Source organism: Xanthomonas nasturtii, from assembly GCF_023337365.3.
Taxonomy (GTDB): Bacteria; Pseudomonadota; Gammaproteobacteria; order Xanthomonadales; family Xanthomonadaceae; genus Xanthomonas; species Xanthomonas nasturtii.
The window spans coordinates 3,580,325-3,605,308 of the sequence record NZ_CP142084.2; the positions used below are offsets into that span (position 1 = coordinate 3,580,325).

Sequence of the window (24,984 nt, forward strand, 5' to 3'; positions counted from 1 at the left end):
GTTTTCATGACTATCAACCCCCAACAACTTGAGATCGCCGGCCACTTGCTCGCCGGTCTGATGAGCCAGACCCTCTCCGACGAGCCCCTGTTGCGGCAGAAGAATGTTTGCAATGCCTGGGCGTCCGCCGGGGAACTGATCGTCTACAGCCAGAAGAAGCCACCAGATGGGAGCGCCGCCGCCCAATCCTTGGAGCATGTCCCTCCCGGTCCCTCCCAACCGGTGCGCACCCGGGAGGCCGTCATCGTTAGGGAGCTTCCTTCGATGGAGGAGTGGCGAGCGGGCCGAAAGCCCAAAGACTCTCAGCTGGACCCAGTGCGCAACAAGAAGCGCCCAACGCTTCACTGAGCCGGCCAAGCGCCCGCAAACATTGAGCCCCGCACTGCGGGGCTTTTTGGTCTCAGTGGAAGCGCGGCGGTTTGGGAACGTAGGCGCAAGTAGGGGGAGCGGAGATGGGAGGGCTTGGACGGGGCTGATCGGGTTCAACCGCCATGTCGAGCTGGAGGGGGTAGCGCTGAAGCACGTCCCGGCTCAAGGCCTCCAGGTGCGCCGCGCTGGCCGACGCCTCTTTCTCGCAGAGGGCTTGTTCCTCCGCGGTCACCCGAGTCCTTGCATCGGCCAGCTCTGCGGCTCGGGCTTCGAGGGTGCTCAACCGACGCCCGCGCCGCTGCTTCCAGTCCCCCTGCGTCCATGACGTCCCAGGCTCGGGATTGTTCGCCAAAAAGTCGTGCCACGCGTTCTCGGCCATGTGGTGCAGCTTCTCCGCTCGGCGCACCGCCAATAGCCGCCGGGCGAACTTCATGGTGGCTGCCTTGAAGCGCCGCAGCCGACGGAGCAACTCGTTGAGGTCCGGGCGCAGCCGGGCCTCCTCGGCGAAGGCAGTCACGCGTTCCCTGATCCACTGCATCAAGGACAGGGTTGCTTGGAGCGTCTGAGCCAAGCGGGGATCCGCTTGAATAGCCACTCCCCATTCGTCATTGGCCTCCTCCGCGAGCTCGGAGACCGAACGTGGCTCGCGCGACGGCTTGGCCTCCTCGGCCTCCATCAGTCCCAGCCCACGGGCAATGGTCGCCATGCTGCGGGACACCTCGATGTGCCCTGCCCCGCGCCCGAGCGACAAGGACAGCCCATCAGAAGGGCGGCGAGACTCGCGCTCGGCCTGGGCCTGGTTGTGACCGTCGGGCACCGGCATGGCGCGCCCTTCCTGCTCGAACACGGCGATGAGCTTTTGGAAGGTCTCCTCGTTGGTCTCCTCGATTCGACGGTTCTCGTCTGAACGCTCCGACGGCTGGCCCCGCCGGGCCAGCGCGGTGCCGTTTTTGCCGACGTGCTTGGTGGGCTCGCGGGACAGGACGGCAGCCGCGGCCACGTCGCCGCGCGCCAGGGCGTCACTTGCCTGTGCTTCCAAACTGCGGTGGTCCACCCGAATCTCAAGCGCCGCCTTTTCGAGATGGGCGTTGATGGTGGAGGCGATGAGTTCGCGCACCCACTGCACCTCGACACGTCCCGATGGCCCGCCGTCCAGTTCCTTGGTTTTGTCCGTAAGACCGTCCGGCCCCATGCGCCGCGTCGTTGCCAGGACGTGGACATGCCAGTTCAAGCCGTCCTTGCTGCCAGGGCTGTGGATGCTGGCTTGGGCCGCGAACCCGTAGCGACCGACGAGCGCACGGGTGACTTCCACGGCCAGCTCGGAGCGCTGGAGGTCATCGAGTTCGTGCGGCAACGCGAACTCGAACTCCCGCGCGACGGTCGAATCTTTGCGACGCTCTGCCGCCTCTGCCGCCGGCCAGAGCTCAGCGGGGACTAGGGCCCAATCGGGCGCGTCCTCGGGAGCGATGCAGCGCGTTTCGACGACGCCGTCCCGGCGGCGGTAGTCGTGGCGCAAGCCGGTGAGCGCGTCCTCCAGCAGCAGGCCGGCGCGGTAGGCGGCCGCTGCGATGGACGAATGTCCTTTGGCGCGGCTGAAGGTTTTGACGTTGGCGTGGTAGATGGCCATGAGGCGGCGACTCCGAAGCAGTGGGGTTGCTTGGTTTATGCCTCGGCTTTGGATTTTCGCAAGCGCCCTCGGCGCTTGGGGTTCAAGGGGCGAAGCCCTTTGCGCACGTGTCACCATGTGACACCTAGGTGCGCTCTTGCTTCTTTCTTTTAAGCCCTGTTTTTCAAGCTTTCCGATTCTAGATGCGGACGAAATTCGAGACCACCTAGATGCTTGACGCGAGCCGTTTTCCTGCTTGACTCATTGCAGCAACTCAGGAGAAACCCATGACCACCACCCATCACTATCACAGCCAAATTCAGCGTGCGACGGAACGACTGGCTCAGCGTCAAGCGCGCGAGCTTTTAGCGCACCAGCGCCAAGCGGTGAAGGCCAAGGGAACGCAGCGCCGCGAAGAAGCCAAGCGACGCACACGGGTGGCAGAGCTCGTGTTCCTTGCAGGAGCAGAATCGCTGGAGGATGCCGAGTTGGTGGGTGCGCTTTTGGCTCACGTAGGAAATCGGAGCGACGCGGCAACCCGTAACCAAGCGAGCTCCCTCGGCGCGTTGCGAATGGAAATCTCGAACGCCGAAGAAGGTCACAGCACGCATTGAGCGTGGTCGCCCGCCCTGCCCATCGCGCATCGGAGGGTTGCAGCCGCACCGATGGTCGGTTACAACGTGTCTGCCAGTGGGGGCATCCCCGCGGTGTTGTGCCCGCATAGCCACTAGGCTCCGGGTGCCCGAGGTTCTCCACTAGGAGGCACGGGAATCTTCTTTTGATTCCGGAGCCCTCTATGAGCAACAAGCGCCTCAAATCTCTTCGCACCAATGCCTTCAATGCACAGTCCGGCCGTTGCTACTACTGCGACCGGCCGATGTGGCTGGCCTCTCCTGTCGAGCTAGGGCTGAAGCCCGGCAAGGCACGCAGCTTTCAATGCACTGCCGAGCACCTGGTGGCCCAGCAGGACGCGGGCTTGGACGTTCCAGGGAACGTAGTGGCCGCTTGTTTCCTCTGCAATGTCCGCCGACACCGCGGGAAAGGTCAGGCGTCGAATCCCACTCACTACAAGGCGCACGTTCAACGGCGCTTAGCCAAAGGAAAATGGCATTCTATTGTTCGTCTTGAGCACTCAAGAAAGGAATCTACAAATGTTGAAAAGCGGGGCGTTCCGCACTTTTGGCGCTGAGATCAAGCCCGCGATCTCAACATCCTCATGGATTACAGAGTCTCGTAGGGAGTTGGTGGTCAGTCTTTGGAAGCACAACTTTTCTGAGGACTACAGCGCCTACAGCGACGAGATCACCCATTGGGGCTCTTCTGGGGGAGTCAAGTTCAAGAAGGATGTGGCGGATGCGTTGAAGCAAGGCCTGCCTGTTCGGGTCGTCCTTGCGCAGACGGACCAGGTCGATTTGGTTAGAAACGGACGAGCGAAAGATGCCAAGAGCACTTACGACCCTCGCCCGGATCTGATTGGAACGGTTATCCGAATCAGCAAGGACGAGGTTGTTTTTGCCTTTGAGACGGTAGAGGCGGCGCCAACGAACCCCTCTGCCACAAGTCCCAGCGGCGGCAGCGCCGCTGCCGCGACCGCGAAATACTGGCGCGTGGTTGAAGCAGTCCAGGCGCTTGGGACCGGCACACTTGCCGAGATCGTGGCGTGGCTTGATCAGCGATACCCGGGAGATCCCCTTGGCAATCCCCGTGCCGACCTGGAGCTTCTAACCGTCAACTCGCCTGGCCGACCCCACTTCAACCTGGCTCGCCACGATTGGCGCAGCGATCTTGCGCATCGCCACGACCGACTGTTCAAGCTTACAGACGCCGGCCCACCACTTAAGACTCGCTACACCCTCTTCAATCCAGCGGTTTATGGCCATGTGAGTCTTGAGCAGTCCTCTGGCGGGAAGTGGCAAGTCATTGCGCTTTCCCTTGGCGAACTGGCCCGAGCCGAGGTTGAAGGCGAATCATTGGCCTCGCTGCCTCCCATTAGCTCAGACCACGACTCGCGCGTGTGGGCCATGACAGCGATCTCTCAGAGGCAGGGTCAGCAGCACTTCCGTGTGGAACTGCTCGACGCATACGAAAGACGCTGCGCAGTTACCGGCTCCAACGCCGTCCGCGTTCTGGAAGCAGCGCACATTCTTCCCTACCGTGGTGAGCACACCAACAGGGTAGACAACGGCCTATTGCTTCGAAGTGACATCCATACCCTTTTCGATCTGGGCCTGCTTTGGTTCGAAGACCTGCGACTTGCTGTCTCAGCAGAGCTGAATGGCACTGATTACGAGGCCATGCACGGAACGCCGTTGACACTTCCCAGGACGGCTGCTTGTCACCCAAATCCCGAGCATCTTAGGCACCATGCCCGTTTGGCGCGCCAGCGCAACGGCCTTGATGAGGCAAAAATAGGCCGGAGGTGAGCCCGCCGAAGGAACTCAAGGATCATGGAACGGGGAGGATTATGCCCTCGTCGGTTCGAAGGGATTGAGACCCCTGGGCGAAATCCCGTCTGCGCTTCTGACGCCGCCGTCAGGTGCTTTCTGGAAGCCCGACAAGCTCCATCCAGCTCGACTGCACCGTGGAAGCGTTTGCCATCAAGGGCCAGTGTCCCGGGATGACCTTCAGCTGGTCCACGCCAGCTTGGTCTTGGGGAAAGAACGGGCCGTCCGGGCTGAAGACGAAGTGATCGCCTTGCAGCTCGTCGCAAGCCTTGCAGTGGTTCGCCAAGTAGGTCTGGTTGGCCGTCTGCGAAAAGTTGGGCTTGAGCCAGGGGACCGCGGCCTTGACCCGGCCCATCGTCCCCACGTCCAACTCGCTGACATATTTCAGTAGAGAGGGGCCGCCTTCTTCCGGGTATTCCTCGTCCTCGTTGTCGAGGAAACCGGGCACCCAAATGGCGGTCACGGGGATAGACGCCGAACACTTCCAGCAGGCAGCCTCGCCCTCAAACAAGGCGTAGCTGGTGGCGGTGATGTTCAGTTCGGTCATGGGGACTTGTCCACGTATGCGCCGCGATCCCAGGAGCGGTAGCACCAGGGCAACACCTCCTCCAAGAACGTGATGCGGGGGCTGGGGAGGTTCTTCCAGAACCGATGATGGCGTATTGGATGCCGTTGGCATTGGACTCAGGGACAAAGAGCCAGGGAATGACACTCCAATCCAGCGGCACGCCGCTGTCCCGGGCCAGCGCTGCCCTGACCCCATGCCAATGTTCGTCCCACGCCCTCAGACGTGCCAAAGGGAGGACGGCGCCCGTCGGCGTAGGTGATTTCGCAGAGGCAAGCCGCCTGCTCCTTGAAGCTGACCACCACCGCGTCGCAATGCCAACACGGGCCGCTCGTATCGGGGTTGGCGCCTTCGTTGAGTTGGATGCAGCACTGGCTGTTGACGAACAGCGCGCGGTCTGCGCGCAGGTAGTCCAACACCACGCCTTCAAAATGGTCCACGGCTAGCCTTGCCCCATCGCGGTTCGCAGCTCTTCCAGGCGCTCGGCGAGCTTGGCTCCGGATAGCTTGCCGCCCCCAGCGCCTCGAACCTCTTTGACCATCGCCAGCGAAACGACCGAGGCGCGCAGGAGGTCGCTCTTGTTCCTGTCCAACTGCTTCCAGTTGTCCGGAAGCGCGGTTAGCGCAGCCGTGGCTTCCTTGCCGGACAGGTATTGAAGGCAGTTCAACGGCGACCAGGCCAAGCCGATCTCGTTGACCAGCAGGCTGCGAACCGCTCGCTCGTCGGCCTTGCCCTCGGCCATGTTTAGCACCGCGTGCGCGGCCACGATGGCCTTCTGCTGGGGAGACAACTTCGCACTGGGCCAATGGGTGGTGCGGACCATTTTCTTGCTCCCAATCTATTCCGGGCGCGTGACTGGCATCCCAACGTCTTCAGCGCCTGATTCACATTGAATCCTCAAGGCACCGCGGGCGGAGTGTAGGGCTGAAGGTCCGTGCCAACCTGGACAAAGGCCTCCGCTTTCGAGGTATCTAGCACCGAAGGCTCGTTGGCCTGGATGTCCTCCAAGAACTTCGCGAATATTCGTCCACCCTTCTTCATCGTCATTTCTTCACTACGCTGGTGGTCATCCGATTCCATCACCATGATCAACTCATCGGCGCCGGCCAACTCCTTAAGGAAGTCTCCAGAGATTGGCGCGAGCACGGTCCATGACCATGTGCAAAGCTGCCCGGAACAATGAACGTCCGGCCGACTGGTGTTCTTAGCGCTCAATCGAATAGTGCGCTGTCCATCAACACGAAAGAGAATCGAGCTGACATCCAAAGGCTTGTAGACGAACATGACCGCACGCTGAAATCCCATTTGTCCGTCAGCAGTGATGATCTGGTTGCCCACGCCAGCCATCCCAATCGCGCCGGTGCCGTAAACGCAGCCCTTTTTGCCGGTGAAGCTGTCGATCTCACATTTGGGCTTGGCCAACAGTGGAGCGGCAACGATCAACAATCCCATCAGCAGGCTGCATCGCAGAGCAGCAATCGCTACGTGTTTCATTTATCCCCCTTTCTTTCTTGATTCGAGCCAGCGCTGCCCTTGAGTAATGATCTAGCCTGATAGGTGTCTACAATGAACCAAACATAGGTAAGTGCCGCGTTGACTGCCAGGCGCGCGTGCCGAGGCTGAAGCCCGCGATGATGTCCACTCGGCCCATGCCCTGTCCCGTAGCGCCCGCGCAACTCAGCCAAGTGGTTGGTTATCGCTGTCAGGTTCCGCAGGATCAACTTGATGTTGTCTGCGCCCTTGGCTCGGTCACTCACGCCTTCAGGAACGAGCTCCAGCTCCTTTGCTACCCGCTTGGTCAGATCGTTGATGTCGCTTGACTTTCCTAAGGAAGGTCTGAACAAAGCAGTCTGATCTGCGACAATCGATCAACGAACCGAGCGGACGATTTCGATGCAGCTGACCTTCGGCGACGCGGAGTACAACGGCAAGCGCAAGCAGACGCGGCGCGAGGTGTTTCTGACCGAGATGGATCAGGTGGTGCCGTGGAGAGACCTGCTGGCGCTGATCGCACCGCATTATCCCAAGTCGGGGCAGCCGGGGCGACAGCCGTATCAGCTGGAGACGATGCTGCGCATCCACTTTCTGCAGCAGTGGTACGCATTGAGCGATCCATCGGCGGAAGAAGCCCTGTACGACACGGTGTCGATGCGCCGTTTCGCGAAGATCGGCGGCCTGGATGAGGTGCCGGACGAGACCACGATTCTCAACTTCCGCCACCTGCTGGAGCAACACGATTTGGCGCGCAAGCTGTTCAACCGGGTCAACGCGCACCTGTCGCGCAAGGGGCAGAGCCTGCGCGGCGGGACGATCGTAGACGCCACGATCATTTCAGCGCCCAGTTCGACCAAGAACCAGGACGGCAAGCGTGATCCGCAGATGCACCAGACCAAGAAGGGCAATCAGTATTACTTTGGGATGAAAGCGCACATTGGGGTAGACGATGTGTCCGGGTTGGTCCACCACGTGGAATGCACGGCGGCCAACGTCGCCGATATCACGCAGGCGCACAAGCTACTGCATGGCAAGGAAGACACGCTCAGCGGGGATAGCGGTTACACGGGGCTGGACAAGCGCGCGGAGATGGCACGCAAGCGCACGTTGCGCTACCTGATTGCAGAGAAGCCGTCCAAGCTCAAGCAGATCAAGAACGCGCGCGAGTTGCAGTGGACCAAGCGCTGGGAGCACACCAAGGCCAGCCTGCGGGCGAAGGTGGAACATCCGTTTCGGGTGATCAAGCGCCAGTTTGGTTACGTCAAGGCGCGCTATCGCGGCCTGGCGAAGAATACCGCGCAGGTGCTGACGCTGTTTGCACTGTCGAACCTGTGGCTGAAGCGAAAGCAGTTGATGCCTGTCGTGGGGGCGGTGTGCCCGTAACCCGGGCAACACCCCGCAAACGCGCCGAAAACGGCAAATAATCGAGGGTCTGAGCGCCGTCAGCCCGGCTGATGCGGTTTGGATCATCCTCCGACGCCGTTGATCAGACCATCCCTAAAGTGACACCCAGCCTGTCGAGGATGGTCTTGCAGCAGGTCTCCACAAAATCCTTGGCGGCTCCAATGGCAACCTCTGGATCGGCGCTGATGGCGTTTTGCATGCGCTCAATCTGACGCGCCATGGCACCCGCCTCTAGGAAATCGGCAACGGCCTTGGCGCGCTCGATGGCCTCCCTTCCACCGTGAGCAACTTGTTGCGGGACGTATCGGGGTCTCCCGGCGATTCGTTCCTCTTCAACCAGCTCCCACCCTGCCCTGCGCAACTGGTCATTGAAGTGCTGGACGATTACTTCAGTTTCGGCGCGGTCAGGACGAACCACCGGGTGAACGATCTCGCACAAGAAGCGAAGAAACGTGTCCGCAGGCCCGTCCAACAATGCAAACCGGTCGTCATCAAAGATCCAATACTGATCCCAGTCGTCGTTGTTGATCCGGTGCTGGTAGATGTCGCCTGCTGCGTCCTTGAACCGGCTGTCAGTGGACGGGAGCCGACGCAGTTCAAAGATTCTGCTTAAGAACTCGGGGTCCCCTAACTCACCGAACACGTTCACCTGCTCCATGCGGAGGCCATCAAAGATGTTCCGACGGATAGTCCGCGAGAGCACTTCTGACGGCTCCTCGCGCCAGTTGAAGCCCGGCTCAAGGGTTGGCGTCAGGTGGACGTGGTAATAGTCCTGACCGTCTGGCGGGATCGAGGTCCGGACCGCTTCGGTCATTACGCGCTGAAGTTCCTCTTGCTTCTTCCGAATCCCCGCGAACGCCCCCGCCGGAACCTCCAAAATGAGCTTGTAAAAGTTCGTCCCACCGTTAAGGTTATCGTAGTAGTCGATGACGGCTTTTGCGGTGCTGGTCCTGAGCAATGACGCGGCCTCTAAATGCCCCTCCTGCGTGAGGAGGACGTAGGCTGCGCCCAGGTATCGGTCTAGATCTTGGTCGTCCATGACTGCTTAGCTCAGCTCGTCTTCCGGATTGCAGCCTGAAGTTGCTCGGTCACGCTGTCGCCCTTCTCGTTCTTCAACTGGGCCATGAGGTAGATCCCCTTACCCTTGCTCTTGGTGGCCCAAAGCTCACCGATCATCCGCTTCTCCTTCTCGGAGTCGGACGTGTATCGGTCACCGCCCTTGTATTCAACGATCAACAGACGCCCATCCTTTAGCCGAGCGACAAAGTCCGGGTAGGTGCGCTGCTTGGACGTCGGCATCCAGAACTGGCTCTTGTCCACCAAGTTGCGGACCCAGAACTCCACCTCGTCCAGTTGGTCGATGGCCTGGGCGCAGAGGAACTCTTCGCCCACCTTGCCACCGGCCGTCTTCCACTGCAGGTCGCCCACAAACGGGTAGTAGTGCTTGCGGAACCGGTAGGTGCCGCCCTGGTAGTAGGAGTGCGCCGGATACTGGGTCATGTCCGCCGGGTAGGTGAACATTGCACCTGGCTCATCGCTGACCACGATGTCGGCGTCTGGGCCAAACAATGCTTGCTGGAAGCCCTCCTTCAGCGCCGCGGCCTTGGCGATCTGCAGCTGCTCGCCCAACTTTCGGCGCAGGACGAACTGCCCGTTGAGCAACTGGGACAGAGAGAACCCGCGGTCGTCTGCCAGGCCGCTGATGGCTCGGCGCAACCATTCCCGCAACACCGGCTGCTTGACGCCGGGGTCCCGGATCTTTTGGTCCAGCCAGCCCACCAGATCCGCCTGGGTGCGGTCCTTGGCAAAGCCCGGCAGGTAGGTGTTCACATCGTCGTCGATCTTCGTGTAGCTCACCTTTGAATCGACGAGGTCCACCTCAAAGGTCTGGCTGTCGGCATTGAACTTGAGGCTGGACAGGTCCGGGGGATAGGCCAGCAGTTCCCAGGCAAAGCCCGGGGGCGTGGCACCGCTTTCCACGAACTCCAGCTCGCCCTGCTCCATGACCCCGAGCCGGGGCACGCTGAACACTGCGCCGTTCTGGCTGGGGGCCTTGACAGCCTTGGAAGCGATCTGATGGCGCTCGATGGTAGCCGTCGCTTCCTCACGCTCCTTGGTTGGCACGACTTTGGTGATCGCTTCCACCGTGGAATCGTCAACCTCGCCAGTGATCTCAACCGATCCGCCCTTCCCCTCTTCGTTCGGAGTAAAGACCACGTTGGCTTGGTCACGCGCGGGGATACCGGTGAGGTCTGGCTGCTTGCTCACCGCGATCGTGGTCTTTGGCGTGACGGGGGCCGGATTGACGTTGCCGCCTTGCAGAGGCAAACCAGGCCCAGGGGTGAGATCCGGCAGCACTGCGCCCACGGCTTCCAGCGGGTTGAACCCGATATCGATGAGCGACTTGGTGAGCTCTGCGGCCGCCAAGTTGAAAGCCGTGGTAGTGACGTGTGCGTAGGCCTTGTTCATGGCCTCCTGCTTGCGGCGGGTGGCATAGGGCATGCGCAGCACGCGGCCCAGCAACTGCTGGATGTCCTTGTCGCTTTTGACTTGGGCCACCGAGCAGAACACATAGGCGAAGGAGCAGTCCCACCCTTCCTTCAGCGCTTGCTTGGTGATGATGACCTCAATGGGGCAATCCTTGGCGAACAGGTCCATTCCATCGATTTCGCGTTGGTCACCGGTGGCGATGGCAATGGCCTTCTCGGGCACCTTTTCGTTGTCGATGAGGTGCTTCTTGACCTCTTCCACCGTGGCCGTGCCCCTGGCGTTCTCGGCCTGGATCAACAGGATGGGACGGATGTAGTCCGGCTCCCCAAGCGCGGTCTTGCCCAGCTCGTTTCGGCGGGCGACGGCGCTGCCCACCGCCACTTCCCACTGCCCGACGTGCTCTTTGAGCACGACTGGAAACTTGATCATGTCCGCTGCCTTCAGCTCAAACGCGCTGACGCTGACAAGCACATTGCTCTTGCCGGCTTGGGGGGTCGCGGTCAGCTCCACCACTACCTTGGCGCCCAGGCGCTCGTAGACTTGATACGACAGCGGCGTGTTGGCGTTGTGGGCTTCGTCGGTAATGACCAAAGGGCCATGGAGCTTGAGCAAGTTGGCAAACGACGCGATGGCCTTACCGGCCTTGTTTCGCTCCAAGTAGGGCAAGTAGGACACGCTGCCGGCGAAATGGGCTTCGAGATCTTCGTGATGCTCGTAGACCTTTCGACCGTCTTGGTTTTCGACGCGAAGTGCTGCCATGGTCGAGATGACCACGCACACCTTAGTGCCTAGGTCCGCAGGACGGATATGGGTGAAGTCCTCCACGTCGAACACGGCGACCTTTCTGCCGAACGCCTCGTCCAGTTCCTGGCGGTAGGGATGACGCGGATTCTTGAAGGCTTCCAGCGTCTGGGTCTTGATCTGGGTCGTGGGCACCATCCACATGACCAGCGGGAACTCGCGTTCCAGATACGCGTCGCCTGAAGCCTGAATGATGTGCGCGCCCATGACGGTCTTGCCGCCGCCCGTGGGAATGCGAAGGCAGACGTAGGGCGAGGCTTCCATGCCCGGCATGGGTCTGTAGTGGGTGACCAGGCCGGGATCCACGTTCTTCTCGAACGCAGATGCGGGGCCGGTCAGCCGGGCGTCCTCCAGGAACTGGGCCAAGCTGGATAGCGCCCGCTGCTGATACACCTTGAGGGAAAGAGCCATGCTTAGCGTGCCTTGATGTCGTAGGGGGTCTGCTTGAAGGTGATCTGGAGCTCCTCCAGTCGCTCCTTGGGTAAGTCGCACAACTCGCCGTAGATCACCTTTGGACCACCAAAGGGTTGCAGGCCCTTCAACACTCGCTTGGTCAGCACGTTGCCGCCGGTCTTGCTTTCATCGCCCAAGATCCCGTTGAACAGCAGGTAGTAGCCGATTCCGTGGTGCTCGCCCAGGAACGGCTGCTTAGGAGCACGGGTTGAGCGTGCCGTGCCCGTTTCGGCAAACCAGACGTGAGCGGCCAAGTGCTCAAACTTGATGCCCTCACGGATATGGCCCTCGTCATCGAACACGGGGACGCCAAGCTTGTAGAAGCGGAAGCCACCCCCACCTTCCCACGCGACCGCCTCGGATACGCCGCCTTGCTCGCCGTCAACCACTCGGACCAAACGCTGGCGGCACAGCTCTCTCACTTGCTCGCCCATCTCAATTCCAATCCAGCGACGCCGCATTTTGTGAGCCACCGCCGCTGTTGTCCCCGAACCGAGAAAGGAATCCATGACGATTTCGCCGGGATTAGTCGCAATCTCGATGACGCGCTTCATGAGCCCTTCCGGCTTCGGCGTGTCAAACACCGCCTTCTCCCCAAAAAGAACCTCCAACTCGCGCGCGGCGTGCTGATTGAGGCCAACGTCATCCCATATTGTAGGAGCCGTCATGCCCGTTTTCGCCTCTGTTTTAAAGAGCTTCCTCATCGGAGTTCCAGCTCTCCCATCCTTCCCCCAGAAAAAGCGTCGCTCCGCGACCATCTGCTCCATAACTTCACGCTTGTATACCCAGCAACGCCCTTTTCTTGGATACACCAGTTCTCCGGTGAAGGGATTTTTTACCGGATAGACCAAGCTTTCCACAAAGCGCCCCCCCTTGGCATTCCCGGTGGAATCAACCTTACGGAAGGGACCTCGCTCGTCGAACCCAAAAGGCTCTTCATAAAGTCGATACTGCGAGTCCGCCTTTTCAGTCCGATCCATCAAGTTGAACGACTCTTCGGCCTTGGTCTTTTTTGCTCCCAGGGATGAAGATTTCGAGTAGACCAGCACATGGTCGTAGGTAGAACCGATCTTTCGATCATTGGGCGCGCCATCGCGCTTCTTCCAGGCTATGTCCGCGATAAAATTGCGGCGCCCCATGATTTCATCGCACATCACCTTGAAATAGTGTGCTTCATTGTCATCAAGCGAGACCCATAGCGAACCACCTGATGCCAGCAAATCACGCAGCAGTTCAATCCGCGCATACATCATTGACAACCATTGCGAGTGTTCGAGGTTGTCGTCGTATTGCCCGAACGCACTTTTGGTGTTGTAAGGCGGGTCAATGAAGATGCACTTCACTTGGCCGGCGTAATACGGCAACAGCGCCTTCAAAGCATCCAGGTTGTCGCCCTCGATCAGCATGTTGGGCGAGTCCACCTCCCCATAGGACAAGCTGGCCACCGGCTCCAGGAGGCGGTAGGGCGTCAGGGCGGAACGGGTCAGGTCCTCGTCACGGTTGGACCAGTTGAGCAGCGGCATCTAAGACATCCCCAAGAACAGACCCCAAGTATCGGCCAGGCAGGGCGTCTGGAACCAGCACCCAACATGAGACCCGGCCATCTTGATGCTTAGTCTTGCATCGACGGGTCGCAAATATCGAAACGCATGATGTTCATCTTCTGCGCCGCGCATCCGCCCTTAATGCAGCTACTTCGTAGCTTCCATCATCGCCGAGGCTCGTCACCCGCAAGCGTTGCGCCGCCGGGAGCGCCAACCTGCCCCGGTGCAGCACAACCTTCAGTTTGCGGCGATGGAACAGTCTCCAAGACCTGCTTGGCATTGGGTCTCTGACGAAGGCTTTCAGCAGCAATGCTACTGAAGCCGGCCACAACGACGGCAAGTAGCCCCAAAACGGTCGACTTGAGCGCCATGAAAGGGGCAAGGAAGAGAAATATCGGCAGCCCCAGATAGAAGTAGTGCCGAGTGACGGCTACTACCGATGATTTCCTCTCTAGTGCGGATCCGCCACCAGCAACACTGCTCGCGTCTTGCTGACCAGCGGCTGCCTGTTGAAACTGCTTATACAGCTCCAGATCGAAAGCTTGTGCAGACACGATTTGCTTCATCGACACGATGATCTTAAATATCTCAAAGCTCGTATCTTCTGGCAGCTTTATGTCGTAAAAGGTAGTCAGGCTCAGCGAACCAGTGTCATCACGATAGCCAGACGCCACGGGAGTCATGGCGACCCAATCCTTGCCTACTCTTGGGCCATTGAACTCATCGAGAATCCCTGCGTAGACCTTGCCGCTATCCAACGTCAGGGCGACCAGAGTTCCATCCTCTTCGCATTTGATCGCCAGCCCTTCAACTGCATCGATGGCCCCCAGTCGGAAGGCCACCAGCTGGGCAAGGGAACGGATACGAACGAGCGGGTCGTTCAAGAGGATCGGAAGAACTGCGGCAAGAAGCAAACACCACAACGTCAGCGCCAGATGAAGCGCGAGTCCAGCCGAAGTCTGCTTTTCGCCGACTTGGAGAGGAAGCATCGCTAGAAGCTTCCCAAGGTATTCGAGGTAAAAAGGATGTCGAGCGGCGAGCGCATGCAGCCCCGTGCTCATGCCAAACAGATAGACCGCACAGAGCGCGGCGCCAAAATATTGGGGATGACCGGGGTGATGTAGCGCCTCAAAGCGCGTGTATCGCCATTGCCTGTAGAAATACCAACCAGCGGCTAACAGAACGGCCAGTAAGGCCAGACTGGTCATTGATCAGCAGGCGCCTTTCGAGCAACAACTTTCTTAAGCACTCGGGCAGCTTCGAGCTGACGATTCATTCGACCAGACTTCAGCAGCTCGTCGCGATTGAGCACAAGCGCACCATCTCTGTTGACCTCGTAGAAGGTCTCCCGGTGGCCGGGCTTTGCTATCACGAACTGACTGAAAAAGCGTTTCATGCCCATGATCATAGGTCCTCCAGGATCCATTGCAAGGTGCTTGCAAGCTCTATGGTCGCTTGGCTGAACGCGGCTTGGTCTTCCGCCGTTGTCAGCACGGCCGCCCAGCTTCTTGACGCAGGCAGCTCGCGAGTCTCAACAACCTTTGCGACTCAGGCTCGGAACCCTCCAGCTGCTACATTGTCATCCGCGGCCCTTGCTCCTGCTGGACGCTTTGCTGCTGCGTCTGTTCGAGCGCCTGCTGGCGAACTTGGCTCTGCTGAATGGTTTCGGCCTGCTGAAGGTTCTGCTGGGCCGACTGCTGGGAGGCCTCGCGTCCATCGACATGGGCATGGAACATGGGCGCGACCCCTATTCCATGAGGAGCGTAGACCGCAAAGACGTTGTGGGCCCCATCTCGGCCTAGGCCCCCGGTGACCTGGTCCACACGCTTCAGCAGGGGGTCTTCGGTCTTCTGCTTGTAGAGTGCGGCGCTGACGTTTCGGCTCTCTTCTTCATTCCAGTTACCCGTGCCTTTGACCCAATCATGGATGCGAGCATAGGTGCGATGGTCCGGGTGCGCGGGGTTGTCCGCCAGTAGCGGACCAGCCGCCGCCTTCTCCAGCGCCGGTTCGGCATCTCGCTCCTTGCTGCGCCCTGGCCCTGTCACCGATACGGCTCCAAGCGTCGGCACATGCGCCATAGCAGGCTGGCCGAGCTCGGCCTTGGCTTGGCGCAGCTCCTCAGAGGTAGTTACTGCCACTTGGTGGGCCACCCCGTCTTGGCCAACTTGGTAGTGGGCAATGGGACTGTCGTAGCCGTATTGCCCCTGCTCGTTCGGCTTCAGCTGCTGCATCGTCGGGCCGGCAAGGCCTTCGGCCTGCTTAGTGCGCTGGGTGGCCAACTCCACCGCTTGGAGGTTGTTCTCCTGGGCATTGAGGTCGACACCCGCGGCCCGGTAGCGATGCAGGAGCTCGTTGTGCTCCATCTGCTCCGGCGTAGGCGCTGGCCGCGACTGGATGCCTGTCAGGGCTTCCTGGGCGCGCTCTAGGGACGGCTGGCGCATCTGGTTGGTGAGCTCCAGCTCCACTGCCAGGTTGCCGGTGGCCATCCCGTCCTTGCCAGCCCACTGCCCGGTTTCGTTTCGCTGGTAGAGCTGGCCGTTATGGCCCTGGACCTGGTCGGGCTTGGCTCGGGCGCTCTCCACGGCCTCAGGCACTGCAACCCCGTAGTCCTGCCCGCGCTGAGCGGCATGGTTTTCCAGATAGGCCTGGGCGATAGCCTCGCGGCCAGTGGAAATGTTGTTTTCGATCCGAGCCAGGGATTCCTGGTTCAAACGCCGCGCCTGCGCCGGGGTAGCGGCCTGAGGCTCGTAAACTCCCTGGTCGTTGGCACCCGCCACGACCGTCTTGACCTGGCGTTCCCAGGACTCGGTAGTCGGATTGCGCTGCCAGTTCTGGTTGTCCAGTCCCGTCTGGTCGCCAGGCTTAGCCGGAAGATTGAACGGATCCTGCGGCGGTGGCGCTTTGCCCAGCGCGAACTCCACCGCCTTAGCGTTGGCCAGAGCGCCCAGCTCTTGGGACTTGGCGTAGCTGGCTCCCACCGGAGCCTGACTGGGAGTGTCTCGCCCATCGACCCCGCGCTCGAAAGCGCCCTGGCGTTCCCAATCCCGGCCATTGAACTGCCACTCCACCCCGGTCTTGTCGGTCTGGTTGTAAATGGCGCGGTTGTCCAGCAAGTCAGCACCCTTATCGAATGCCTTGCTCATCAAGACGGCGTCGCCGACCACCAGGGCCGCGGGCACAAAGCCTCCGCTGCTACCCAGTGCTGCGGCGGTTGACGCCCCACCTGCCCAGCCGCCCGCGTTGCGCGCGATGGCGTGCTGAACCTCCGACTGGGCGGCCGTCGTGTTGCCCTGCTCCATCAGCGCCGAGGCTGTGCGCGCGGTCATGACTGCATCTGCGCCGGTGGTCAAAAGTCCGCCAGCGCGGGTTAGGCCCCGAGCAGAGGCCTCACCCATCAACAGCTGCATGGCGACATCACCGCGCTGCCCACGCGGCACACGGAGGTTATGCGCGGCTTCCTCTCCTAGGGTTTGCTCGACCACCAAGATACCTCGCTCGGACAGCATCACGCGCCCATCTTGGTGGGCATTAGCGATCGCTTGCGACAGACCGTGCCGCTGAAGGTCCGGATTGCCTCCTCGCGTCAGCGCTTGCGTGGATCCTTGGAGGTGTTGGAGTGTTGCAAGCACACGGGGTTCGCTTTGCGTCACCACACCCCATTGGCGGTTTAACGAGCTGGCTTGGCCATGTGCGTCCACTTGTTCGGCATGAAGCTTGTCGTAGCCGTTGGGATCTTGGAAGAATGCCTTGGTCTGGGCCCGTGCCTGATCGATCGTCTGACCCAATCCGGTGTTGGTGCGAAGGTCACCGTTGATGAGCGCCACTTGCACGCTGTCACCGAGCCGATGGACTTTCGCCGCAACCCTATCCAGCGCTTCGGGATCGCCTGCCAACGCGGCACGACCGTCCTTAGAACGCTCCAACCGGGCAAGGCTGTCCTCTAAGCCCTGGCGGTAGTCACGGATAGGGCCGCCACTGTGGGGAGAAACGCCAAGCGCATGAGCCAGCACCTTGTCGTTCGGCATGTTGATCAGGTTCAAGCCTGAATCCATCTCGAAACGCCCAGCGTCCGCCAGCGCTTTCAACAAGCGGCTATGCCCCAGGGTTTGTTGCTCGATGCCGTGGTGCCCTTGAAAAAGGGGACTGTTGTTGGGCATGGTGCAGATTCCTTCCTTGTCGCGCCTGAGGGCAGTCAGATGTCCGATGCGTCGATGAAAGAGATGCCACTCGCCGCAGGGTCTTCAGGTATTCCAGCGCTGTGAACCGCTTCCTTGAAAAATCGGTCGCAAACGACAAAGGAATTGAACGGCGTCAGAAACACGTGCGCACCATTCAAGACATCCCGTCTGAAAGCCAAGCTGGCTCCTCCACCCAGGGAGTAAAACTTCCCGTTAACGAAGTCCTCGTCAATCTCAATCTTCAACCTTGAGGCTTTTTCGTCCAGGGCATCCACTTCGCGAACAACGTCGCAGAGGAAGTGTCTTGGCCCTTTCGTGCCGTCCGCAAGAAGGGTGTTGCACTCCACGAATGCGAAGGCACCTGGGTCAACGGAAGCCATGGCTTGTTGTAGCCGTTCCGAGACCAGCCAATACCCGCTGAAGCCTCCTTCTAAGTCCCGTGGCGCGGGCCCCTGGGCAGAATCAAACAAAAGCCGTGGTGCTTCACTCAAGGGAGGGAATCCGCCGTCTTCGGGTCGAAGAATGAGGCGAGGTGGACTGAGCAACGCTTGGACGTTTTCAAAGACCGCGCCCCGGAACGGTCTATCGCTCTCAAGGTCGGGCCCAAATATAAAAAACTCTCCAGACTCTGGCTGATTGGTCATCATCGATTCCATGCGTTGCGCTCCATCTCTTTTGCGTTGCGCCATCTCTCGGAAGAGCTTACCTGCTTTAGAGTTTGCTCGGCGCGCAGCGATCCCGCACTTCCACAACTATAGGCATCAACGTTTTGCCGGCAGCCGTTCTGCCTCCAAATCACTAACAGCACGGCTGAGCCCCAACGGCCACAATAGCCAGGCGATGGCCACCGATCAGCCTTTCCCCGATTCACTGCCCTAGCCGACCTCAATCTCTTCTACGACGGCAATCTCGCTCACCAGCCAGCCGTATGCATTGCTGAGCGCATCGGCGATGTCTTCTTCGCCCTCACATCGAACTGTTGCTTCAACGGGCAACGCAGGACGCTTGCCGTCGGTCTCCCATACAATCCCGCGCACGTGAAACGCCTTCATTCCTGCTCCATAGGTGTCGATGTGCATCTGCCGTGGCAGTCTAGCTTCGGCAGGCTGCACAGGTGAAGGGGCGGGCTACACCCACCCCCTTGCCGCCAGACTGACGTGCTGCCGGCCGCCGATGACCAGGTGGTCGAGGATTCTGATGTCTAGGAGGCCCAGCGCTTGCTGCAGGCGCTCGGTGATCTTGCGGTCCGCTTCGCTGGGCTCCGGATTGCCCGAAGGGTGGTTATGGAAAATGATGAGCGCGACCGCGTTGAGCTCCAGCGCGCGCTTGGCAACGACTCGGCTATGGACTTCGCAGCCGTCGATGGTGCCTGAGAACAAGTGCTCGGTAGAAATGATGTGGTGCTGGTTGTCCAGGAAGACGATACCGAAGACTTCGTGCGGCAGGTGAGCGCAGCGGGCAACCAGGTAGCTGCCGGCTTGGTCGGGGCTGTGGATCCGACCTTGGCGTTGAAGGCGCTGTTCCAGGATAGTCGCGGCGGCGAGCAAGATGCCCTCCTCGTCCATCTGGAGTTGGTATTGGGCCTTCAGGTCTTGGGTGCGCTTCATCGGTTTGTCTCCACCAGCGCGTTGTGCGCCTCGTGGGAACCGACAGGCGAAGCGTTCGGCTCGACCGCACCCGGGAGTGAGCACCGCAGCAGCGGCGCGCAGCGAAGGGCCGCAACAAAGCGTCAGCGACGAGGAGGAGGCTTGTCCTTGCGGTCGGGACAGCGGAGCTAGGATTCCCTTTCAGAGGCCCAGCGCTAGTGAGGACAGCACCATGCATGCCCTACAGGGCCTGCTGGCTAGGAGGCAATCGGATGGACGCGGTGGATTGATGTCAGCAGGCGATGGCTGAGCTTCGCAGTCAGTGATGGGCTACGAGGACCTGTGCATGCTTGCCTTACGCAAGCACCGCTGCGCATGAGAAGAACGCAGGCATCGGGATGGGCTGGTCGGCACCAATGGACTCAGACGTGTTCGTCCGTGTTTTCGAGCCCATGCCAGGACAAGATTTCCTCGGCCCGACGGCCGACGAACTGCGCGTCTTCGCTCGTCGCTGCCTTGCTCTCGATGGCGGCGGTCATGCTCGCAAAGGCTTGCCAGAAGTGGCGGCGATCAGGACTTGAGGCCCGCAGGGCGGGCACCGCAGTATCCAGACGCTCAAGGTGACGGCGAAGCTCAGCTCTGTTCATGGGCTTGAGTATCAGCGGTCTTGTCGCACTGCGTGAGACGCATCGCCGCCAATGCAGCGTGGAATCAATTTTCGGGTGCCACCGCGGCGCTGCTCAAGCATTCCATTGAGGAGCTTCTCAAAGTCTGGTAACGCCCACTGTAGGCCAACGAAACGCTTTCAGCCTCCCCAGCGCTACCTGGCTCCCCTCACCCTTTGAAGAACGAGAATCTCCTGGTGACAAAGAAAAACGCCCCAGCTTTGAACTGGGGCGTTCTTAGAAAAGCTCGACCTGATCTCAGCTCGGCAGGGTTTCGATGGGACCCACGTCACCGGTCGGAATTCTGCCGCCGCAAGAGCCGTAGCAACCGCCGCCAATCAGCACTCCACCACCACCACCACCGGTTCCAGCGGAGCCGCCGCCACCACCGCCGCCGCTCGAAGTCTGCTGAGCAATCTTCTCGGCCATTTCCTTTGCCTTCTTTCCGCAAGGCTTCTCAATGTAGACCATGCCACGGCCAGTATAGTTGAGAATCTTTACGGTGTAGGAAACATACCCCTTGTAGGAGTTTGTGACCCAATTTCCCTCACCCAGCAGCTTGGATGCTGCCGAATCAAGCCTATCCATAAAAAGGGCATTGGCAGGATTCTTGCTGTCGCTAAACTTCGGCAACTGCGTCAAGGGCACCTGAATTGGCACCAGTGGCGGCATCGGGAGTTCCGAGCACGCGAATGCAACACCAATAAGTCCCGTCAACGACATCGCTGTGATGCCGACCTTCTTCATAATTCCCATTTACGCCCCACTCCTTTTAAAAACAATTGACCAACAAAACTTACTGACCGATTGGACGTTTATCCACTACCGGTGCCCTGCCATACTTCGAAGTGTAGATCCGGTCTATTTCGGCGTTGAGTCGCAAGGCTTCAGATTCCCCGAGCATTCTTTGCTCTGTTGAAAGTGACTTAGACATCATCACTTCCCGAGTAACAGACGCACGGGAATCTCCACGCATTTCCGCCACACGCGACACGGCATACGCCGCAACAGGGTCCCCGCTTGCGCTGCCGCCTTGAAAGGACGCCAGCATGTTTAAAGCAAAGAGGTTTCCTTCCGCTCCGGCGTCTACCAGACGTTGTTGCGCCATAGGATCAGAAGCGAGTAATCGCGCGTCTAAGATCGTCTGTGCGACTTTATCCCCTGCCTCTGAGGCCTGCTTCAGCAGCGCCTCTGGCGCGCCCATGTAGGCGTCGAGCTGTTTTTCATTGGGAAAGCCATGACGATCTAGCCACTTCTGCTCGGCCTTGCTTTCGGCATAGCCCGGGTCGTTATCAAAGCTCATCCCATCTCGGGTTCGTGGAACCTCTGGAAACGGATGCCTGACACGAGAGCCCGTCGCCAGATGAGAGCCCCTGTCAACGGATTGGGACACGACCTGATCTTTGACTGATTCGTTTGACGCCTTGGGGGTCTCATGCTGAGAGATGCCCTGTGCTGGGACCTCGACCTTACGCGCCTCATGTGTCCAGACGATGCCAGCGACTACCACGGCCAGTGCTGCTGCACTTAGCGCTACTGCTTTGTTGCCCATCTCACCTTCTCGTAAATCCATTACAGCTGCTAATACGCAGTCCTATGAAGCAAATTTTTGCAGATCAGCTCGCCTTCTGCAAGCTCGTTGTTGTGGCGGCACAGGGCTACTCACGCTGTCGAGGCATCGAAGACGAGGCGATCTCGCGTCCAAGGCCTCAGTATAGGCGGCGCCGTCGCATAGACTGAGACAAACTGGCGTGAGCAGCGTGGCGCATGCCACTCAAGTGATTCAATCCGACGCCACTCAATCGTCTTGCGAGTTATGCACCTTCGCCCCGTCACGGGCGGGGATCGGAAACAGTAACCAGGACCGGTTGCCGACGACATCTTTACGCACTGATGAGCCAATAGCGCTTTTAATTCGGAATATCTCCGCCCTAAGATTCAAATAATACTAACAATAATAAGCTAACATTTAACTTAAATTCATTTTTAAAATCGGCCATTAATTTCATTTAGTTAGCTTATTTAGTCGCCCCTGAAAAACCCCCAAACCACATCCATTGCAGGGCTTTCCCCGCATTTTCGACGTGCTGGAACTGCCAGTTTTCGTTAATGTACGCACTGGTTTCTGGCAGTTTTCGCCCATGCGCACACGCCGTCCCGCTGCCGATCACTTACCTGCCGATGAGTTGTTTCGTTCGCGTCTGGAAAACCAGATCGACCTGCGCCATCCACTGGTTCAACTAAGCCATCGGCTGCCGTGGAGTGTGTTGGAGCAGGCGCTATCGCCACGATTGCCGGCCACAACTGCCAGCGGCGGACGGCCCGGCCTGCCGATGCGTCTGATCGCCGGGCTGCTCTACCTCAAGCACGCCTACGACCTGTCCGACGAGGCCGTATGCGCGCGCTGGCTGGAAAATCCGTACTGGCAGTTCTTCACCGGCGAGGTGGTATTCCAGACCTGCTTGCCGTGCGATCCCAGTTCCCTGACACGTTGGCGACAGCGTCTGGGCGAAGCGGGCATGGAAGAGCTATTGGCGCACACGATCAACACCGCGCATGCGATGAAGGCGGTGGATGCACGCGAGTTGTCGCGGGTGATCGTGGACACCACCGTGCAGGAAAAGGCGATCGCCCATCCCACCGACAGCCGGCTGCTGGAGGTGGCGCGCAAGAAGCTGGTGCTGCTGGCCAAGCGCCACGGCATCGCACTACGACAGACCTATGCGCGGCAAGGCCCGGTCTTGAGCCGCAAGGCCGGGCGCTATGCGCATGCGCGCCAGTTCAAGCGCATGCACAAGGTGCTGCGACGCCAACGCACGCTCCTGGGACGCGTATTACGCGATCTGCAACGCAAGCTGGACCCCTTGGTGCGTGAGCGCATCAGTGTCTGGCTGGAACGCGCACAACGGGTGTTGACACAACGCCCCAAGGACAAGCAAAAGCTCTACGCCCTGCATGCGCCGGAAGTGGAATGCATGAGCAAGGGCAAGGCACGGACACCTTACGAATTTGGCGTCAAGGTCGGCATTGCGGTGAGTGCGCGCAAAGGCTTGATCGTGGGCGCGCGCAGTTTTCCCGGCAATCCTTACGACGGCGATACGTTGGCCGAGCAGCTGGAGCAGACGCGTGGGTTGCTGCAGGATGTGAATGTAACCCCGCAGGTAGCGATCGTGGACCTGGGGTATCGCGGACGTGAGGTAGATGGCGTGCAGATCCTGCATCGCGGCAAGGCCAAGACGCTGACACGACGGCAATGGAGCTGGATCAAACGCCGGCAAGCGGTGGAGCCGGTGATTGGACATCTGAAACAGGACTGCCGCTTGAATCGCTGTTATCTAAAGGGTGCCCAAGGCGATGCACTGCACGTGCTCGGCTGCGCCGCCGGCTACAACCTGCGCTGGCTGATGCGCTGGATCGCCTTTTTGCGTGCCTGGTTGCAGGCGATGGCAGGGGCATCCTTGAGCCTGGCGCACCGGTCGCCGCTGACCTTTGGTGCTTGAAGGGGGTTTTTCAGGGGCGACTATTTACTGCAAACAGTACGCAATTGACTGCGATAAATCGACACAAATTCTCTTGAAGCCCTTGGTTTACAAGGCTTCTCACCGGATAACGAATTGGCGGACCCGGGAAGCACTCCATTGGGAATATCCCAACACCTAAGGACTGCGCCGACAGCGCAGATTTTTGTATCGCCCCCGTTGACGAATTTTCGTCCTGTCATATCCCTACTTCCATCTCTCGATGGAAGTGACCCATGACCGCCCTACCCTCCGCAGCACTCAACAATTACATCGCTTCGCCCTTCGGCCTCCTGCATTTGGAAGGCATCCACATAGGGCGGTTCCGCATCGACCGCGCCATCATCCAAGGCCGGGAAGCAGCTATCAACCTCCAAGAATGCATCCTCGCTGCGCTCGACGAAACCGGTCGGAAGAGCGGCCTGAAGAACAACACACGCTATCCCGCCCAGCTCCCTATGGGCACCCCGTCGCGCCCTCTGGCCAAGGAGATCGAGGATCATCTGGAGGACATGCGCCGCCGCCAGCTTGACCCGAGGACCGTCCAGTCCACCGAGCGCACGTTGAAGCTGCTGCTTCTTACCTGCGGCAACATCTCTGCGGCTCGAGTCGACTACTACCACATCCAAGCGCTCTGGACGCTGCTGCGTTGGGCTCCGAGGAACCTGGTGTCGGATCCGCTGCTCAAGGACCTCACCTTCGACGAAGCCATCGCAATGGGGAAAGCGCAGGACGTGCCACCGCTGGCGCCTGCCACTGAGGAGCGTCATCGCCGGTTCCTCGTCGCTTTCTTCAACCACCTGGTCAACGGACAGGCCATCGTGTCTTCGCCCATGAAAGCCTTCCGGAAGATCAAGAAGGACGACACCATCGACCCAGAGAAAGCCATCCGGCTGTTCGAAGATGAGGATCTTCAAGCCATCTTTGACCCCACCACCTTCGTGGCCTGGGCGAAGAAGCCGCAGTATTGGTGGGCACCGATGATCGGCCTCTACACCGGCGCGCGGGTAAATGAGGTTTGCCAGTTGAAGTTGACCGACATCATCGAAGAACGCGGGGTGTGGTGCATCGCTTTCCAGAAGACGTTGGACCAAGACTTGGCCGCGGACCCGAAACGCCGGCGGCGCAGCCGGCAAAGCATGAAGGGCGCGGGGTGCATGCGCATCATCCCCATCGCCAAGCCGCTCCTGGAGGCAGGCTTCCTCGAATTCGTGGAGGACATGAAGGAGACGGGCCATCCTCGGCTGTTCCCGCTGCTCTCGGCGGGCGTTAACCGAACGACAGGGGAAACCAACGCTCGCTACAGCCAGCAGTTCGTGGTGGACTTTGGGCGCTACCTGAAGAGCCTGGGCTTTCCGAAGGGCATCGGGTTTCACGCCTTCCGCCATACGCTGGCAACCGAGCTCGACGTCAACGATGTTCCAGAGAAGGAGATTGCCCTGGTCACCGGCCACAGCACCGATCCCCGCGACCGGGTCCAGGTCTTGCGCCAGCACTACCTGCACAAGAAACCGCAGGTGACGCGAAGCAAGCAAATCAGCGCGTTAGAGCTGTATCAGCCCAACGTGGAGCTGCCGCGCTATCAGCGGGGGCAGTTCGCTCAGTGCTTGGCTGATCCGAGCAAGTTTTACCCTTAAAGAGATACGCTGTCCCGCTATAGTGATGCAGCTAAGCGGCGAGCCTAGCTTGCAGCCTTACTCCGCCCGGCTCTTCGTCGGCAACCTCCATCTTCCGCAGACTATGATAATGAATGTTGTTACCACAACGACACTCCCACCCCTTAACTCCTGCATGTATTGCGGAAAGTCAGGTGTCGATGTCAAGCTAACCAACGAACACGTCATGGCACGAGGACTCAACGGAGCAT

At 59.9% G+C, this 24,984-nt stretch carries 25 protein-coding genes; 7 read left to right on the forward strand and 18 right to left on the reverse strand.

Annotated elements, in window-relative coordinates; all coding sequences use genetic code 11:
* Positions 1 to 6: 6 nt before the first annotated feature.
* On the forward strand, positions 7 to 348 hold the full coding sequence (locus tag M3O59_RS15560) for a hypothetical protein (RefSeq protein WP_116906929.1): 342 nt from the start codon (positions 7 to 9) through the stop codon (positions 346 to 348).
* Positions 349 to 400: 52 nt separating this feature from the next.
* Here the strand turns inward: M3O59_RS15560 and M3O59_RS15565 are convergent, their stop codons facing one another.
* Complete coding sequence (locus tag M3O59_RS15565) at positions 401 to 1,996, reverse strand: MobA/MobL family protein (protein WP_116906928.1); 1,596 nt, start codon at positions 1,994 to 1,996, stop codon at positions 401 to 403.
* 266 nt (positions 1,997 to 2,262) lie between these two features.
* Between M3O59_RS15565 and M3O59_RS15570 the strand changes: the two genes are divergently transcribed.
* From M3O59_RS15570 to M3O59_RS15580, 3 genes are all read left to right on the forward strand, one after another.
* Complete coding sequence (locus tag M3O59_RS15570) at positions 2,263 to 2,589, forward strand: hypothetical protein (protein ID WP_116906927.1); 327 nt, start codon at positions 2,263 to 2,265, stop codon at positions 2,587 to 2,589.
* A gap of 182 nt (positions 2,590 to 2,771) precedes the next feature.
* On the forward strand, positions 2,772 to 3,164 hold the full coding sequence (locus tag M3O59_RS15575; RefSeq protein ID WP_080995336.1) for an HNH endonuclease: 393 nt from the start codon (positions 2,772 to 2,774) through the stop codon (positions 3,162 to 3,164).
* Positions 3,127 to 4,398, forward strand: coding sequence for an HNH endonuclease (locus tag M3O59_RS15580; RefSeq protein ID WP_249047136.1), 1,272 nt, complete (start codon positions 3,127 to 3,129; stop codon positions 4,396 to 4,398). The genes M3O59_RS15575 and M3O59_RS15580 overlap by 38 nt, the downstream gene beginning before the upstream one ends.
* A gap of 109 nt (positions 4,399 to 4,507) precedes the next feature.
* Here the strand turns inward: M3O59_RS15580 and M3O59_RS15585 are convergent, their stop codons facing one another.
* The 5 genes from M3O59_RS15585 to M3O59_RS15605 form a co-directional block, all read right to left on the reverse strand.
* Positions 4,508 to 4,966, reverse strand: a complete 459-nt coding sequence (locus tag M3O59_RS15585) for a hypothetical protein (RefSeq protein WP_116906926.1) — start codon at positions 4,964 to 4,966, stop codon at positions 4,508 to 4,510.
* A 137-nt stretch (positions 4,967 to 5,103) separates the two neighbouring features.
* Entirely contained in the window at positions 5,104 to 5,424 is a 321-nt protein-coding gene (locus tag M3O59_RS15590; RefSeq protein ID WP_249047137.1) for a hypothetical protein, read from the reverse strand.
* A 2-nt stretch (positions 5,425 to 5,426) separates the two neighbouring features.
* Entirely contained in the window at positions 5,427 to 5,807 is a 381-nt protein-coding gene (locus tag M3O59_RS15595) for a hypothetical protein (RefSeq protein WP_095574599.1), read from the reverse strand.
* 74 nt (positions 5,808 to 5,881) lie between these two features.
* Complete coding sequence (locus tag M3O59_RS15600) at positions 5,882 to 6,478, reverse strand: hypothetical protein (RefSeq protein ID WP_116906925.1); 597 nt, start codon at positions 6,476 to 6,478, stop codon at positions 5,882 to 5,884.
* Positions 6,475 to 6,828: an abortive infection family protein gene (locus M3O59_RS15605; protein ID WP_220375948.1), complete on the reverse strand. Its 354-nt coding sequence runs from the start codon at positions 6,826 to 6,828 to the stop codon at positions 6,475 to 6,477. Before M3O59_RS15605 ends, M3O59_RS15600 begins: the two co-directional genes overlap by 4 nt.
* Positions 6,829 to 6,877: 49 nt before the next feature.
* On the opposite strand from M3O59_RS15605, the gene M3O59_RS15610 reads away from it, so the two are divergent.
* On the forward strand, positions 6,878 to 7,861 hold the full coding sequence (locus M3O59_RS15610; protein ID WP_116906923.1) for an IS5 family transposase: 984 nt from the start codon (positions 6,878 to 6,880) through the stop codon (positions 7,859 to 7,861).
* A gap of 103 nt (positions 7,862 to 7,964) precedes the next feature.
* Here M3O59_RS15610 and M3O59_RS15615 read toward each other — a convergent pair whose 3' ends face one another.
* The 12 genes from M3O59_RS15615 to M3O59_RS15670 all read right to left on the reverse strand — a co-directional run bounded on the left by M3O59_RS15615 (position 7,965) and on the right by M3O59_RS15670 (position 20,902).
* Positions 7,965 to 8,921: an AbiJ-related protein gene (locus M3O59_RS15615; RefSeq protein ID WP_116906922.1), complete on the reverse strand. Its 957-nt coding sequence runs from the start codon at positions 8,919 to 8,921 to the stop codon at positions 7,965 to 7,967.
* Between the two features lie 11 nt (positions 8,922 to 8,932).
* Positions 8,933 to 11,584, reverse strand: coding sequence for a DEAD/DEAH box helicase (locus M3O59_RS15620; RefSeq protein WP_249047139.1), 2,652 nt, complete (start codon positions 11,582 to 11,584; stop codon positions 8,933 to 8,935).
* A 2-nt stretch (positions 11,585 to 11,586) separates the two neighbouring features.
* On the reverse strand, positions 11,587 to 13,149 hold the full coding sequence (locus M3O59_RS15625) for a site-specific DNA-methyltransferase (RefSeq protein ID WP_116906919.1): 1,563 nt from the start codon (positions 13,147 to 13,149) through the stop codon (positions 11,587 to 11,589).
* A gap of 185 nt (positions 13,150 to 13,334) precedes the next feature.
* On the reverse strand, positions 13,335 to 14,378 hold the full coding sequence (locus M3O59_RS15630) for a hypothetical protein (RefSeq protein ID WP_116906918.1): 1,044 nt from the start codon (positions 14,376 to 14,378) through the stop codon (positions 13,335 to 13,337).
* Positions 14,375 to 14,578, reverse strand: coding sequence for a hypothetical protein (locus tag M3O59_RS15635; protein ID WP_249050114.1), 204 nt, complete (start codon positions 14,576 to 14,578; stop codon positions 14,375 to 14,377). Before M3O59_RS15635 ends, M3O59_RS15630 begins: the two co-directional genes overlap by 4 nt.
* A 163-nt stretch (positions 14,579 to 14,741) precedes the next feature.
* Complete coding sequence (locus M3O59_RS15640; protein WP_116906916.1) at positions 14,742 to 17,327, reverse strand: hypothetical protein; 2,586 nt, start codon at positions 17,325 to 17,327, stop codon at positions 14,742 to 14,744.
* A 35-nt stretch (positions 17,328 to 17,362) separates the two neighbouring features.
* Positions 17,363 to 18,004 carry a DUF1629 domain-containing protein gene (locus tag M3O59_RS15645; RefSeq protein ID WP_116906921.1) on the reverse strand — a complete coding sequence of 214 codons (642 nt, stop codon included), beginning with the start codon at positions 18,002 to 18,004 and terminating at the stop codon, positions 17,363 to 17,365.
* A 219-nt stretch (positions 18,005 to 18,223) separates the two neighbouring features.
* Entirely contained in the window at positions 18,224 to 18,427 is a 204-nt protein-coding gene (locus tag M3O59_RS15650; protein WP_147308598.1) for a hypothetical protein, read from the reverse strand.
* 48 nt (positions 18,428 to 18,475) lie between these two features.
* The gene (locus tag M3O59_RS15655; protein ID WP_116906915.1) at positions 18,476 to 18,955 is read right to left on the reverse strand and encodes a JAB domain-containing protein; all 480 of its coding nucleotides are present in this window, start codon (positions 18,953 to 18,955) and stop codon (positions 18,476 to 18,478) included.
* A 401-nt stretch (positions 18,956 to 19,356) separates the two neighbouring features.
* Positions 19,357 to 19,581, reverse strand: a complete 225-nt coding sequence (locus M3O59_RS15660) for a hypothetical protein (protein ID WP_147308597.1) — start codon at positions 19,579 to 19,581, stop codon at positions 19,357 to 19,359.
* A 276-nt stretch (positions 19,582 to 19,857) separates the two neighbouring features.
* A complete protein-coding gene (locus M3O59_RS15665; protein WP_116906914.1) occupies positions 19,858 to 20,355 on the reverse strand; it encodes a hypothetical protein in 498 nt (165 codons plus the stop codon).
* 40 nt (positions 20,356 to 20,395) lie between these two features.
* Positions 20,396 to 20,902, reverse strand: a complete 507-nt coding sequence (locus M3O59_RS15670; RefSeq protein WP_181920678.1) for a hypothetical protein — start codon at positions 20,900 to 20,902, stop codon at positions 20,396 to 20,398.
* Positions 20,903 to 21,740: 838 nt separating this feature from the next.
* Between M3O59_RS15670 and M3O59_RS15675 the strand changes: the two genes are divergently transcribed.
* A complete protein-coding gene (locus M3O59_RS15675) occupies positions 21,741 to 23,099 on the forward strand; it encodes an IS5 family transposase (RefSeq protein WP_330462196.1) in 1,359 nt (452 codons plus the stop codon).
* A gap of 254 nt (positions 23,100 to 23,353) precedes the next feature.
* Positions 23,354 to 24,754 carry a site-specific integrase gene (locus M3O59_RS15680; protein WP_116905182.1) on the forward strand — a complete coding sequence of 467 codons (1,401 nt, stop codon included), beginning with the start codon at positions 23,354 to 23,356 and terminating at the stop codon, positions 24,752 to 24,754.
* The last annotated feature ends 230 nt before the right edge of the window (positions 24,755 to 24,984 follow it).

Coding starts and splice junctions, on each gene's coding strand:
- M3O59_RS15560 (WP_116906929.1), top strand. CDS start 7: ATGACTATCAACCCCCAACAACTTGAGATCGCCGGCCACTTGCTCGCC.
- M3O59_RS15635 (WP_249050114.1), bottom strand. CDS start 14,578: ATGATCATGGGCATGAAACGCTTTTTCAGTCAGTTCGTGATAGCAAAG.
- M3O59_RS15600 (WP_116906925.1), bottom strand. CDS start 6,478: ATGAAACACGTAGCGATTGCTGCTCTGCGATGCAGCCTGCTGATGGGA.
- M3O59_RS15655 (WP_116906915.1), bottom strand. CDS start 18,955: ATGAAGCGCACCCAAGACCTGAAGGCCCAATACCAACTCCAGATGGAC.
- M3O59_RS15660 (WP_147308597.1), bottom strand. CDS start 19,581: ATGAACAGAGCTGAGCTTCGCCGTCACCTTGAGCGTCTGGATACTGCG.
- M3O59_RS15640 (WP_116906916.1), bottom strand. CDS start 17,327: ATGCCCAACAACAGTCCCCTTTTTCAAGGGCACCACGGCATCGAGCAA.
- M3O59_RS15610 (WP_116906923.1), top strand. CDS start 6,878: ATGCAGCTGACCTTCGGCGACGCGGAGTACAACGGCAAGCGCAAGCAG.
- M3O59_RS15675 (WP_330462196.1), top strand. CDS start 21,741: ATGCGCACACGCCGTCCCGCTGCCGATCACTTACCTGCCGATGAGTTG.
- M3O59_RS15650 (WP_147308598.1), bottom strand. CDS start 18,427: ATGCACATCGACACCTATGGAGCAGGAATGAAGGCGTTTCACGTGCGC.
- M3O59_RS15615 (WP_116906922.1), bottom strand. CDS start 8,921: ATGGACGACCAAGATCTAGACCGATACCTGGGCGCAGCCTACGTCCTC.
- M3O59_RS15585 (WP_116906926.1), bottom strand. CDS start 4,966: ATGACCGAACTGAACATCACCGCCACCAGCTACGCCTTGTTTGAGGGC.
- M3O59_RS15625 (WP_116906919.1), bottom strand. CDS start 13,149: ATGCCGCTGCTCAACTGGTCCAACCGTGACGAGGACCTGACCCGTTCC.
- M3O59_RS15620 (WP_249047139.1), bottom strand. CDS start 11,584: ATGGCTCTTTCCCTCAAGGTGTATCAGCAGCGGGCGCTATCCAGCTTG.
- M3O59_RS15670 (WP_181920678.1), bottom strand. CDS start 20,902: ATGAGCTTTGATAACGACCCGGGCTATGCCGAAAGCAAGGCCGAGCAG.
- M3O59_RS15595 (WP_095574599.1), bottom strand. CDS start 5,807: ATGGTCCGCACCACCCATTGGCCCAGTGCGAAGTTGTCTCCCCAGCAG.
- M3O59_RS15575 (WP_080995336.1), top strand. CDS start 2,772: ATGAGCAACAAGCGCCTCAAATCTCTTCGCACCAATGCCTTCAATGCA.
- M3O59_RS15680 (WP_116905182.1), top strand. CDS start 23,354: ATGACCGCCCTACCCTCCGCAGCACTCAACAATTACATCGCTTCGCCC.
- M3O59_RS15645 (WP_116906921.1), bottom strand. CDS start 18,004: ATGGAATCGATGATGACCAATCAGCCAGAGTCTGGAGAGTTTTTTATA.
- M3O59_RS15630 (WP_116906918.1), bottom strand. CDS start 14,378: ATGACCAGTCTGGCCTTACTGGCCGTTCTGTTAGCCGCTGGTTGGTAT.
- M3O59_RS15565 (WP_116906928.1), bottom strand. CDS start 1,996: ATGGCCATCTACCACGCCAACGTCAAAACCTTCAGCCGCGCCAAAGGA.
- M3O59_RS15665 (WP_116906914.1), bottom strand. CDS start 20,355: ATGGGAATTATGAAGAAGGTCGGCATCACAGCGATGTCGTTGACGGGA.
- M3O59_RS15570 (WP_116906927.1), top strand. CDS start 2,263: ATGACCACCACCCATCACTATCACAGCCAAATTCAGCGTGCGACGGAA.
- M3O59_RS15580 (WP_249047136.1), top strand. CDS start 3,127: ATGTTGAAAAGCGGGGCGTTCCGCACTTTTGGCGCTGAGATCAAGCCC.